Source organism: Clostridium sp. Marseille-P7770 (genome assembly GCF_902143525.1).
In the GTDB taxonomy this organism is placed as follows: Bacteria; Bacillota; Clostridia; order Lachnospirales; family Lachnospiraceae; genus Pilosibacter.
Map to the genome: position 1 here is coordinate 134,856 of NZ_CABFVC010000004.1, position 13,176 is coordinate 148,031.

Genomic DNA, 13,176 nt, shown 5'->3' on the forward strand with positions numbered 1-13,176 from the left:
TCAGCCAAACCTCCCTGTGATATAGCTTTCTGTCCGCTCATCCCTCGGGTTCGCAAACAGTTCCCCGGTATTGTTATACTCAATGACCTCACCTAACAGGAAGAACGCTGTCTTGTCCGAGATACGTGCCGCCTGCTGCATGTTGTGGGTGACGATCACGATCGTATATTTATCCTTTAATTCCATCGCGAGATCCTCGATCTTCGATGTGGAGATCGGGTCCAGGGCGGAGGTCGGCTCATCCATCAGGATGACTTCCGGCTCCACGGCCAGGGTTCTCGCAATACAGAGTCGCTGCTGCTGTCCGCCGGAAAGGCCAAGGGCACTCTTATTTAAGCGGTCCTTTAACTCATCCCAGATCGCGGCCTGCTTTAAACTTCTCTCGACGATCTCATCAAGATCTGATTTTTTCGTGATCCCAAAAATCCTCGGACCGTAAGCAACGTTATCGTAGATGCTCTTCGGGAACGGATTCGGCTGCTGGAAAACCATGCCGACCTTGTGGCGCAGCGTGATGGCGTCCATATCCTTAAAGATGTTCTGTCCGTCAAGCTCCACTTTTCCGTCGATCTTTACATTCTCCACAAGATCGTTCATTCTGTTCAATGTCTTTAAAAATGTCGATTTTCCGCAGCCGGACGGTCCGATGAATGCGGTGATCTCATGGGCGCTGATCTGCATGTTGATGTCCTTAAGCGCATGGAACGCGCCGTAATGCAGATTCAGCTTTTCGATATCAAATTTCGGTTTCATATCAGTCATATATGTTTTCCTCTCTAAAACTCTCATATGCCATCCTCAGGGTTTCATTACTTCTCCCTTAAGAATCGTCATCGAGGTCCTCTTCCGAATGTTTCTTACGCTGCCTCGCCGGAGCTCTTTTTCTTCAGATAATGGCTCCACACATTCGCACCGATGCTGAATGCCAGAACCAGGATCATAAGGACCGCGGATGCGGTGTTTGCCAGTGCCTTGTCCTGACCGTTTACCTGGAGGTTCCAGATCTGGATCGACAATGTCTCTGCCGGGCGGAACGGGTTGAAGGGGCAGGTCGGGGCTGCCAGGTTCCAGTTGCCCCAGCGCAGGTCACTTCCGGATCCTGTGGTGTAGAGGAGCGCCGCCGCCTCACCGAATCCACGTCCTGCCGCCAGGATGACGCCTGTCATGATGCGCGGGAGACATGCCGGCAGAAGCACATGGAAGATGGACTGCCATTTTGTTGCGCCAAGCCCTAAACTCGCCTGAAAATATCCTGCCGGAAGTCCCTTGATGGCATCCTCGGTGGTCGTCGTGATAAGCGGAAGTGTCAGGATCGATACGGAGAGGGCACCAGCCATCAGGCTCTTTCCCATTCCGAAGAATACGAGGAATACCAGGTATCCGAACAGACCCACAACGATGGACGGAAGGGAAGAAAGTGTCTCGATACACATTCTCAAAAACCTTGTCATTTTTCCCTGTTTCGCATACATGGCCAGATAGATTCCGGCGCAGACGCCTAACGGTACGGATACCAGTAAGGAAATAAATACAAGATAGATCGTGTTGAACAGCTGGTTTCCGATGCTTCCTTTTCTCGCGAAGCGGAACATTTCCGGCTTTGCCCCCATGAGACCGCCGACGATGACCTTGCCCGCGAAGCCGATCAGAAGAGCGAAGAAGAAGATTGCAACCAGATAGAAGATGACTGTCATAACACGGTCCACGCTGCGTGAACGTCTGATCTTACTTTCCATGGTCTAATTTTCCCCCTTTGCTGCGAACTGCTTTACCGGTACTGCCGCCGTGCTGGTTTTCACGGAAGTGCTGGTTTTTTCTTCTTTCTCCGGTTTCACTGCTGTCACATGGTGGATCAGGAAGATGAAGAACAGGGAGATTGCAAATAACAGCAGTGCCATGGTCCAGAGTGCGGATTTCATCTCGCCGCCTTCCATCGCGTTGCCCATCTGGGCTGCGATCTCTGTCGTCAGCGTTTTTGTTGTCGAGAAGATGCTGGTCGGAAGCGCTGTCGTCTGACCGATGACCATCGCTACTGCAAGCGCCTCGCCGAACGCTCTCGCAAGTCCCAGGATGATTCCGGAGATGATCCCCGGTGCCGCTGCCGGAACAACGATCCGGTAGATCGTCTGCCATCGTGTGGAACCAAGTCCGTATGCCGCCATTCTGCATTCCTTCGGCACGGAGTGAAGAGCGTCAGCCGCCACACTTGTGATCGTCGGGAAGATCATCACTGCAAGGACCAGTCCCGCTGCCAGGATGGAATGACCGACCTGACGGTCAAACACATTTTTGATCGCCGGAACGAGCACCGTGAGTCCTACCCAGCCGTATACAACAGACGGGATTCCTGCAAAGATCTCGACCACCGGGCGGTAGAACTTCTCACCAAACTTTGGAGAGATCTCCGTAATAAAGATCGCGGAACCAAGGGAAAACGGAGTCGCGATGAGAAGTGCCAGTCCGCATGTGCAGAGTGATCCCACGATGAAGATCAGGGCTCCGATGCTGCCTCCGCCTGTCATATTGTCCTCCGGCGCCCAGTCCGCAGATCCTAAAAATTCCAGGAAGGAATGTTTATAGATCAGGAATGTCGCAGATCCCTTGTATACAAGGAATGCGCCGATCACGATCGTCAGAAGGATCACAAACAGTCCGCAGACGGTCATCAGATCCCGCCACAGATATTCCCTGACGAACATGCTTTTTTCTTTACCATTCTTCATAAGTCCTCCTGCTTCTGATATTCGAAGCAATTTCTATCAATTCAGCTGATGTTTCAGCCGGAAAATATCTTCTGAACTATTTCGGGGCGGGCCAGATTTTTCTGCCCCGCCCCTCTTTGCAGCTACCTGTCCATGTCCTCTTTGCATTCTGCCATCGGCTCATGGCTTTTGCCGCTCTGTCTGGATTAGTGTTCTGTGTTTGTCATCTTGGAAGATACGCCGTATCCTAAGGACTCCATCTTTGCACCGTACTCATCGGACATGATGTAGTCAAGGAATGTCTTTACAACCTCATCCGGCTCGCCCTTTGTGTACATATGCTCGAATGTCCATACCGGGTATGTTCCAGCGTATGTGTTTTCAAGTGTCGGCTCTGCTCCGTCGATCGCTACTGTGGAAACACCTGCATCGCCTGTCAGATAGGAAAGAGCTACGTATCCGATCGCACCCTTTGTATCCTTTACGTTCTGAAGAAGGACACCGGAATCATCTGTTTCCATGGAAGTGTTGGAAGCTTCCTCATTTCCGTCAAGCGCATATTTCTGGAAGGTTGCTCTTGTACCGGAAGATGTCGGTCTTGTTACAAGGACAATGCTCTCATCCGGTCCGCCGACTTCTTTCCAGTTTGTTGTCTTTCCTGTGAAGATGTCGATGAGCTGCTGTTTTGTGAGGTCCTCAACGCCGCCCTCTTTGACATCGTTGTTTACGATCGGTGCCATTGTGACAACGCATACCTGGTGGTCAACAAGCTCTTTTGCCTGTGCCTCGTCAAGTTTTGCGGATGCCTCTACGTCGGAGTTACCGATGTTTACGGTTCCCTCAGAAACCTGCTTTAAACCTTCTCCGGATCCGCCGGCGTCGATCGTGATGGAAACGTCCGGATATTTTTCAATGAACATGTCTGCTGCATCATCAACGAGCGGTTTTAATGCGGAAGAACCTGCTGCTGTGATGGAACCTGTGAGAGCCGCTGCCTCGGTTGCTGCCGTTGTCTCTGCTGCCGCTGCGGTCGTGTCTGCTGCCGCTGTTGTCGCTGCTGCTGTTGTGGATGCTGTACTGCTGCTTCCGCATCCTGTCATCATGCTGACTGCTAAAACTCCTGCACCTGCAAGTGCCATTACTTTCCTTGTTTTCATAATTTCTTTCTCCTCCTCAAAAGGTCTTTGTTTTTGTTTTTCTTTCTCTGTACAGTAATATTTTTATCACGAAACAAAAAATGCAAAAACCATGATTCGGTAACTAGTTTGTATAATCTATGTAAATTGTAAATTCAAAATTTCGTTTAAAAATATAGCCGGGTAAAACCAGTTCTCTCAAACAAGTGAAAACACGCTTCGCGAGTTTCCCCCTGTTATCGTGACAGTCGCCAAGGTCTCGCGCAAGCGCGGACTTTGGCTCGTTGTTCGCGTAAATACAGAAAAAACGCACCGCCTGACCGCCCGGAATTTTCACTCCAGACTCATCAGACGATGCGTCTTTTCTCTTTATGATCCTGAACTTTTTACATTCTTCGGTCCGCCATAGCAGCTTCCCGCAGTCATTCGATCACCATGATTCTACAGGAGCGGCTTTCCGGCCCTCCTGCGCCCCTTATACTCCTGCTGCCGGACCTTCCGGTGCGACTGCACCGCCCGGAACCGTCACGGAGCTCTGTGCTTCTGAGTGAGATGCCGGACCGGCGCTCGTTGTCGCCTCCGGTACTGCCGCGGTGGAATGTTCATATCCCGGTCCGACCGGAACTTCCGCTGTTGTCTCCTGCGGATTTGACGGACGGAATGCCTCTGTGGAGGTCTCCGCTTCATCCGTCGGGCTCGCCGCATGACTCTCCGTCGGTTTCACATAGATATTTCCATGCTCATCCGTCTCATAAGCCGCGCTGCTGCTCTCATGACTTCCGGAAGAAGTCTCGATCGGCTTTCCATCCGGTCCCGTCTCAGTCTCCTTTGTGCTCTCCGATTCTTTTCTGGACTCGTTGAGCATGGATTCCATCTGGGACTCTTCCTGACTCTCCTTCTTGCTTTCTTCCTCAGCAGAAAGTGTTGTAGTCTCTGTCGCTCCCTTCGGGATATAGCCCTGGTCAGTCGCTACATGGTCGATCTCCTTGCCTGCCTTGCTGAGTCCTGTAGCCGAGGCGATCTTGCTGCTGATCGTCTGAACAGTGCTCGACGGCGTGTAATTCTCCTCCGCATAGAGGAAGTTATGGAGACTTGTCACGTTGCTGACAAGCGTCTGCGGGATAACGCAGGCCGCGTTGTTTTTTCCGATCTTGATCTTCTTCTCTCCGCGTGCTGCCGGGAATCCCATGCTGTCGCCGAGATGATACTTTGTGATATTCTTCACCATCGGAAGAAGATCATTGACATTGATGTTTGTTGCACACATTGCGGACATATTTCCCACAAGGCTGTTTAAGGTCGCGAAATCTGCTTTCTTTGCCTTCTCAAATGCCTTCTGGATGACAAGTCTCTGACGCTCGGTACGCGCGTAGTCACTGTCCATCAGACGGAGACGTCCGTAAGCAACGGCCTGGACACCGTCTAAGTGGTTCACACCGGCGCTCTTCAACTGAACAGATCCGATTCCGGTACCTTTTACAGTCTCTGTGATAAATGCGTTGATATAATAAAACTCAGATTTACTGATATCGATATCAACACCGCCAAGGATATTGATCGCAGTCGCGACTGCTTTCCAGTTGAATGCAACATAGTGCGTGATATTGAGATCCAGATTCTTATTTAATGCCTTGACAGCCTGTTCCGGACCGCCCTGGGCGTATGCCGCATTGATCTTATTGTATGTGTTCTTATCGTTCACATTCAGGTAAGTATCACGGAATACGGATGCCAGTTTGATCTCACCTGTCTCACGATTTAAGTTTGCGATCATGATAACGTCGGACTGGCTTCCCTTTCCGGTCGATCCGTCACGGGAATCCAGACCAAACACGGCGATGGTCCAGTATCCTTTTTCCATCTTATCCCTCATTTCCAGAGAGATATTCTCATTCAGAACATCTTTCAGATCGAACTCATTCTGTCCGTTCATTTTTCCGAAGTTGTGCTGGATATATGCGTAGACAGCTCCGGAGAACCCAAGCACCAGAACGATCAGTGCGATCAGAACACCGATGATGATCTTTTTCTTTTTGTTTCCGTTTTTGCGTCTCTTGTGGTTATGGGAACCTGCGCCATGGCTCTTCGCTGCTGCGCGCCCTGCCCGGCTTCCCGGATCCGCACTCATGGAATACAGATTTTCTGTCTCGTGGGAATGATGCTTTGCAGCTGTCTCCCTTTCGCTCTCACGCCGTCTGCTTTTTCTTGCGCGCGAACGGTCTAATTCGTCTTCATAATTCATGTCATTTGTCCTCGTATTAGTAAGCGTTTTTATTGATGAATCCCTTGAAAACTGTTAAGAACATGATCTTGAAATCAAGACCAATCGTCCAGTTCTCGATATAGTAGAGATCGTGCTCGATCCGCTTAATGATCGAGGTATCTCCACGATAACCATTCACCTGTGCCCAACCGGTAAGACCGGGACGGACTTGATGTTTGATCATATATCGCGGGATTTCTTCCTTAAATTTTTCAACGAAAAACGGCCGTTCCGGTCTCGGTCCCACAAGACTCATATCCCCCATGAGAATATTGAAAAACTGTGGAACCTCATCGATGCTTGTACGGCGGATGATTTTTCCGATGAGAGTTACACGGGCATCTCCCTTTGTCGTCCAGCGGCTCTTTTCCTTACTTGGATCCTGGACCGTCATGGAACGGAACTTATACATCTTAAACGGGCGGTTGTGAAGTCCGACCCGCTCCTGACAGAAAATGATCGGTCCCGGAGATGTCAGTTTGATGAGCAGTGCCACGATCAGCATGATTGGGGAGAACAAAACGATCCCCACGATCGCACCCACGATATCCACAGCTCTCTTGATCGCTGCATTCACCGGATCATTTAACGGGACACGGCGGATATGGATCACCGGAAGTCCCTGGAGATCCTCCATATAGGGGATCGTCGGGATAATATTCCCATAATCCGGGATAAATTTCGTGTGCACGCCGGATTTTTCACAGAGCGCAACGATATGGCGGAGTTTTTCATACTCACCCAGGCTCAGTGTAACGGCGATCTCATCAAGACTGTTCTGCTCTAAAATATAATCAAGGTCCTCGACACAGCCGATGACCTTAACTCCCTTATACTCACTTCCGCGTTCCTTCGTATCATCAATGATCCCGCGGATCTTGTATCCCCATTCCGGATTCTTATTCACCCGGTCGATAAAACCTTCTGCCGCGGAGGAATATCCTACCAAAAGGATATGTTTCTGATTGTACCCTTTCGAGCGCATGGACCGGAGCACGATCCGGATCCCGTTCCGCTCGATCGTCATAAATGCCACGTTCAGAACGTAGAAATATACAACCAGCCTCTGGGAGAAGTTGTAGAGGTGCGGCTCTTTTCTTCCCAGGTACAGGACAAGACCGAAAATTAAAAATCCGATCGAGTTTGCCTTAAAGATCTTTCCGAATTCGTTTCTGCGCCCAAGCACACGCTTTGGGGTGTACAGTCCAAATAAGGAGTACAAAAGCAGATACGCCGGAATAATAACGAGCAGCGCGCCAAAATAAAATCCGACCTCAAGTGTCCGTTTTCCAAGCTGGTTCGCCCATCCGCTTCCGATCACGATAAACCATGCGAGCAGATAGGAAAACGCAGTCACGCAGGCATCAAGCACCACATGAAAACGGTTGAGGCTCTTTTGATTGTCTTTGATCATATGATTTCACCCTGTTTTCCAAGGAAAATGCTGCCAGTTTTTTATCCTGCAGCATTGTAATGGTGACAGCCCGGTCAGAGCATAGTACCGCCATCGTAAAATTATGCATACATAGTATACATAATTTTTTCCTGTTTGCAAATAAACGTTTTCTTAAGAAAATCTGAGATTTCCGTAAAATATCGGTTACAGTACGCGGACATTCCCTGTCCGCGCACTGCAACAACCGTTGAATTGCAATTCAGGCTTTGACTTTCAGCTTTGCTGCCTGTCTCCTGGAAAACTCATAAATATAAACCGCGGTGCCGGCGATCAGCTCGATCTGGATCCCGATCTCCCGCTTTAATCTTCCCTTAAAGGAAGGAACACGCTTGCAGTTCTTCAGCGTTCTGATCCCCTCAAGGAACCCGGCCACATAATCTTTTCCGAATCCCATCTTCTTAAAGAACAGGAATTTCACAAAAGTACCGGCCAGAAGACACGGAGAATTTAAGAGAAGCTGCCATCCACGCATGTTCTTATAATTTAAATAGACATTGTTTCTCGCCGCAAGCTTTACCTTGAAGGAGTTATATTTGGAACCGCTGGTCCCGCTTCCCACATGGTACACCACCGCTTCCGGACAGAACACATTGTCATATCCGTAAAGCTTTGCCCGGTATCCCACATCGATATCCTCAAGGTACGCGAAGTGCATCTCATCGAAGTATCCGATTGTCTCAAACACTTCCCTGCGGTAGATCGCCGCGCCGGCACAGGCCGTAAACACGCGGCAGCTTTTTTTATAAAGACCTTCCGGACGTCCAACGCCTCGCTGGAATGCCCAGCCGAGAACGCTGTACATATCTCCGGCATCGTCCATGAGATCCGGATGATACATCTGGATCATCTTGCTGCTGACGGAAAAGATCTTCTCCGACCGGTCCATGGCCCGCTCCAGCGCTTCCACATAGTGCGGAGCCACTTTCGTATCGTTATTTAAGAGGATCACATACGGAGTATCCGCCGCCTTGATCCCGACATTGACCGCACCGGAAAAGCCGGTGTTCTCCGGAAGAAAGATCGACGGGATCTGTTTCTCCTTCAGCCACTCCACACTTCCGTCCGTGGATCCGTTGTCCACCACAAGGATCTTAAAATCCTTTGTCGTCTGTCTATCCAGAGCCTCAAAGCACGGTTCCATAAACGAGAGTCCGTTATAATTCGGAATTATGATCGTTGTCTTCATTCGTCTAACGGTACCTCCAGTTTATATGGTTCCCCGATCTTCTCCTTTTTCAGGTCCCGCAGAGCAAAATTTGATTTCCGCAGCGTCAGGTTCGGGTTGTAATAAGGATCTCCGTTCTTTAAGATATCCGGCCAGCGCTTCGCGAAGGTTGCGATCTCGCGGTTGAATCTCGCCACTTTCTCCGGAGTGTCCTCAAGACCGCGGGACTTCGATTCGTAATGATGCAGTACCGCATACGGAGCGTAGACCACGAGTTTTCCGAGCTTTCTGACCTTCATGCAGTAGTCGATATCATTGAATGCGACGGCAAGTTCCTCCGTAAATCCGCCCACGGCGTCAAATACGGAGCGTTTGCTCATCATGCAGGCCGCCGTGACGGCGCTGTAATCCTGAGCGCACATTGCCCGGTTGAAGTAGCTGTTCTCGGATTTGTGGAGTCCGATAAACGTGTGTCCCGCGATGCCGCCGAATCCGATGACAACGCCGGCGTGCTGGATCGTATCATCCTCATAGAGAAGTCTTGCGCCGACAATTCCGACGTCCTCTCGTTGGGCAAAGCCAAGCATCTCCTCGACAAAGTTCTTTGCGATCAGCTCGATATCGTTGTTCATGAACAGAAGGTATTCGCCCTTTGCATGCTGTACGCCGAAGTTGTTGATCGCGGAGTAGTTGAACTCCCGCTCCCAGCGGACAACGTGTACATTCGGGAATTCCTTCTGGATCTTCTCATAGTAAGTCCATGTCGCCTGTTCCGTGCTGTTGTTCTCCACGATGACAAACTCGAGGTTCTTGTACGTCCCTTCCGTCAGCATCGGGCGGATACAGTTGTCGAGATCGACGGTGTGGTCCTTGTTCGGGATGATCACGGAGACAAGCGGATCTCCCTTGATCTTAAATGTCGTGTGATAAATGCCGTAGTCCACGCCTTTTTCCACTTTCTCTGCCTCGATCCCCACTCTCTTATAGTGGTCCATGATCGCGCGGGAACCGGCTGTGAAGGCGTAAAGCTTGCTCTCCGGGTTGCTCGCCGTGGAATTCGGATGGCAGCGCCAGTGGTATAAGACCTTCGGGATATGGCAGATCTTCTCTGCATTCTCCGTACAGCGGAAGATAAAGTCATAATCCTGGGCTCCGTCATACTCCGCCCGAAAACCGCCGACTTTATCAAGCAGTTCTTTCTTCACCACGAACAGATGGCAGATATAGTTGACACTCGTCAGAAGGTCTGGATTGAAATCCGGCTTAAAATGCGGGTCAAACAGTTCATCTCCATCCATATCCAGCTTGTCCTCATCGGAATAGAGGACATCACATGATCTGTTTTCATTCAGTTTTTTCGCGCACTCGAAGAGCGCATTCGGTGTCAGACGGTCATCATGGTCCGCAAGGACAACAAAATCGCCCTCCGCCATCTCGAGAGCCGCGTTGGTATTACCGGAAATTCCGAGATTTTCGCCCAGAACCTTATACCGGATCCTCGAATCCTTCTCCGCATATTTCTTTAATACATTCTCAACGCTCTCTCCTGCCGGGCTGCCGTCCGCGATACAGAGTTCCCAGTTCGCGTAGGTCTGCTCCACGATGGAATCCAGCATTTCCTTTAAAAACTTCTCCGGAGTCTTATAGACCGGGATCACGATGGAGAACTTCGGCATATACTCAAAGGTCTCTTTTTTCTGCGCTTCCAGCTCTTCCTCCGACGGTTTTGTGAGATTCCACCACTCTGCGTAGTCGTAATCGTCATCGATTCCCTGGATCTTATGCTTTGATTTTAAGATCAGGGCTTTCAGACCATTCTCTTTCAGAAAATCCCAGGCAACATGAACCGTCTCCATATTCATCAGGTTCATGAGTTTCTGGACTTTGCGGTTCGCCGCTCCTGTCTTTTTGCGGATCATCATATCGCTGTATTTCACGCGGGTCGTCTTCTTCTCCCCGCAGATTACAAGATAGTAGATCTTTCCATGTTCATACGGGAAACGGATATCAAACCCGAGATCGCGGTCGATGATCTTTTTGTAGTAGATCTGGCTCACGTCGTCCCGCCTTGTCGGAACGATCTTCGCATCCACCGGATTCCCCGCTTCGTCCTCGATCCGGTATGTGATCACGGAATCCGGGTCATTTTCCACAGCCCAGCCATTTAACTGGATCGTCTGCTCACGGACTCTCATCACTTCAACACTGTATTTCATACTTCCTCCTGCGCAGCCGGCGTGTCAAAATTGATCCGCTCCTCCTCGACAACAAGCGGACGGTGCATCACACGGGTATTGATGCTCATGATATACTCGCCGAGCAGTCCGATAAAGAAGATCTGGACCGAACCAAGGAAACACATTCCGATCAGAAGCGGCGCCATACCTGCCGCAAAGCGGTCCCAGTAGAGGAGCTTCATGATCAGATATACCATTCCGACAAGAAAACTGATCCCGCCGCAAAATGCGCCAAAGAATGTCGCAAGGCGCAGTCCCGCTTTCGTGTAGGAGGTGAAGCTTAACATCGCCGCATCGTATAATTTATAGAAGTTATTGTGAGTCTTCCCCGCGCGGCGCTTCGGCTGTTCATACGGGATCTCTTTTCTCTTAAATCCAAGCTCCGCGACAATTCCGCGAAGGAACGGAGTCGGATCATCCAAATTTCTTAACACTTCGATAAACTGTCTGTCATAGAGACCGGATCCCGTGAAATGTTCGATCTGCTCTACATCAGACAATTTACGGATCAGTTTGTAATAGCAGCTTCTGAGCCAGTACATGACCGGATTTTCTTTGCTGCTCGTCTTGATCCCGATAACGATCTTATAGCCATTCTCCCATTCATGGACATACTTCGGGATCAATTCCACTGGATCCTGGAAATCTGCGACCATGGAGATCACGCAGTCACCGGTTACCTGAAGGATTCCATAATATGGGGAGTTGAACTGTCCAAAGTTTCTCGCATTGAAGATCGCCTTGATCTTCGGGTTCTTTGCACAGAGCATCCTGAGCAGTTCTCTCGTCTTATCCGTGGAGTCATTGTCGATAAAGACCAGCTCGTAGTCGTACTGCGGCAGCTCTTTTGTGATGATGCCGATGACCGCTTCACTGATCGGAACGACATTCTCCTCCTCGTTATAGCATGGAATCAAAACGCTGATTTTTTTCATGTTATATTTTCTTCTTCCTTAAATAATTGTTACCTGATCTTTAACTTTTATCATTGTAACCATTTTTTCTGTTTTGTCAATACCGGGCAGTGTTCACGGCATTTTTTGTCGATCCGGATCCACTATGCACCACCGCAGCCGGTCCTGCCCGAGTTTCCCCGTTTTTCCTCTCTATACGGTCCTTTTCCTGAGTGCGATCATCCGGGTAATGCCGGTCTTAAAGTCGACTTCCGGCTTCCATCCCGTCACCGCCTTTAATTTCTCAATGGACGGCATCAGGTTGATCAGACCTTCCGCATTTTCCCCGCGGGTATTGTATTGGGTTTCGCCCTTTCCGTCGCAGAGTGTATGGATCTCCTCCACGAAATCCTTTAATACCTTTGTCTCCGCGCCTCCGAAGTTAAAGACAGGATTTGAGATCCCCTCAAATGCCGTTTCCTCCGCCTCGCAGAGCGCCGCCATTCCTCTCGCCAGATCATCGATATAGAGGAAATTCCAGTTCTGTGTGCAGGCGCCGAGGGACATCTCCCTGTTGTTCAAAAATGCGTCCAGACAGGATTCGACTAACGTCCACGGGTGGTCTCCCGGTCCGTAGGCGCTGAAGATCCGCGCGTGAATGTAACGCAGACCGAGCTCCCCACAGAGCTTTTCGCCCTTTTCGCGCATCGCGAGCTTCGCTTCGCCGTAGAGGGATTTCGGCTCGCAGACCGTCTCCTCCGTGATCAGATCCCGGTGCATTCCGTATTCTGCCTGGGATCCGGAGAACAGGAACTTTTTACATCCCAGTGCCTTCGCAGTCCGGATCGTCTCCTGGGAGATCTCCAGATTTTTTTCCTGAAGCGCCCGGTCTGTTCTCGACGCACTTCCGGAACCGCCCCAGCCGAAGTGGCAGAAGACATCCTGCGGCTTTGTCACTTTTTCCAGAAGCTGTTCCGGCTCGGAGAGATCGTTTTCAGTCACGAGAAGCCGCCCGGATAAAAGCGCCTCCTCGTTTCCGTCAAGGATCGTGCCGAGTTTTGAGGACGCGGGGCGCGCGATGGCAGTCACCGTATGTCCTCTCCGCAAGAGTTCCCGAACTGTCGCCGCGCCGACAAAACTCGTCGCGCCTGTCATGATGATATTCATATTATGCTGCCCCTTTCCTCTGACAAACGCAGCTGTTCAGTACCTTCACAGCTACGAGCAAAAATCCATTCCGGATCGGCTGCGCCGATGGGATTTTTGCCTTCATTCCTATCCTTTATTAAGGTCAGCGCAGCAAGTGCGCAGACCTGCGTCACTG

Annotated in this window: 10 protein-coding genes; all 10 read right to left on the bottom strand. The window is 50.3% G+C overall.

Going from position 1 to position 13,176, the window contains the following annotated elements:
- The 10 genes from pstB to FN001_RS10880 all read right to left on the bottom strand — a co-directional run bounded on the left by pstB (position 1) and on the right by FN001_RS10880 (position 13,019).
- Positions 1 to 762 carry a phosphate ABC transporter ATP-binding protein PstB gene (gene pstB, locus FN001_RS10835; protein WP_142411830.1) on the bottom strand — a complete coding sequence of 254 codons (762 nt, stop codon included), beginning with the start codon at positions 760 to 762 and terminating at the stop codon, positions 1 to 3.
- 95 nt (positions 763 to 857) lie between these two features.
- Complete coding sequence (gene pstA / locus FN001_RS10840) at positions 858 to 1,736, bottom strand: phosphate ABC transporter permease PstA (RefSeq protein WP_142411831.1); 879 nt, start codon at positions 1,734 to 1,736, stop codon at positions 858 to 860.
- A 3-nt stretch (positions 1,737 to 1,739) separates the two neighbouring features.
- Positions 1,740 to 2,723 carry a phosphate ABC transporter permease subunit PstC gene (gene pstC, locus FN001_RS10845; RefSeq protein ID WP_142411832.1) on the bottom strand — a complete coding sequence of 328 codons (984 nt, stop codon included), beginning with the start codon at positions 2,721 to 2,723 and terminating at the stop codon, positions 1,740 to 1,742.
- Positions 2,724 to 2,908: 185 nt separating this feature from the next.
- The gene (locus FN001_RS10850; RefSeq protein ID WP_185911901.1) at positions 2,909 to 3,859 is read right to left on the bottom strand and encodes a phosphate ABC transporter substrate-binding protein; all 951 of its coding nucleotides are present in this window, start codon (positions 3,857 to 3,859) and stop codon (positions 2,909 to 2,911) included.
- Between the two features lie 454 nt (positions 3,860 to 4,313).
- Positions 4,314 to 6,080, bottom strand: coding sequence for an LCP family protein (locus tag FN001_RS10855; protein WP_243121995.1), 1,767 nt, complete (start codon positions 6,078 to 6,080; stop codon positions 4,314 to 4,316).
- Between the two features lie 16 nt (positions 6,081 to 6,096).
- Positions 6,097 to 7,515, bottom strand: a complete 1,419-nt coding sequence (locus tag FN001_RS10860; RefSeq protein ID WP_142411834.1) for an undecaprenyl-phosphate glucose phosphotransferase — start codon at positions 7,513 to 7,515, stop codon at positions 6,097 to 6,099.
- Positions 7,516 to 7,756: 241 nt separating this feature from the next.
- On the bottom strand, positions 7,757 to 8,743 hold the full coding sequence (locus FN001_RS10865; RefSeq protein ID WP_118530011.1) for a glycosyltransferase family 2 protein: 987 nt from the start codon (positions 8,741 to 8,743) through the stop codon (positions 7,757 to 7,759).
- Positions 8,740 to 10,938 (bottom strand): glycosyltransferase family 2 protein, encoded by a 2,199-nt coding sequence (locus FN001_RS10870; protein WP_142411835.1) that lies wholly within the window; start codon positions 10,936 to 10,938, stop codon positions 8,740 to 8,742. The genes FN001_RS10865 and FN001_RS10870 overlap by 4 nt, the downstream gene beginning before the upstream one ends.
- Complete coding sequence (locus FN001_RS10875; RefSeq protein ID WP_118513719.1) at positions 10,935 to 11,894, bottom strand: glycosyltransferase family 2 protein; 960 nt, start codon at positions 11,892 to 11,894, stop codon at positions 10,935 to 10,937. Before FN001_RS10875 ends, FN001_RS10870 begins: the two co-directional genes overlap by 4 nt.
- A gap of 171 nt (positions 11,895 to 12,065) precedes the next feature.
- Positions 12,066 to 13,019, bottom strand: a complete 954-nt coding sequence (locus FN001_RS10880; protein WP_142411836.1) for an NAD-dependent epimerase/dehydratase family protein — start codon at positions 13,017 to 13,019, stop codon at positions 12,066 to 12,068.
- Positions 13,020 to 13,176 lie beyond the last annotated feature (157 nt).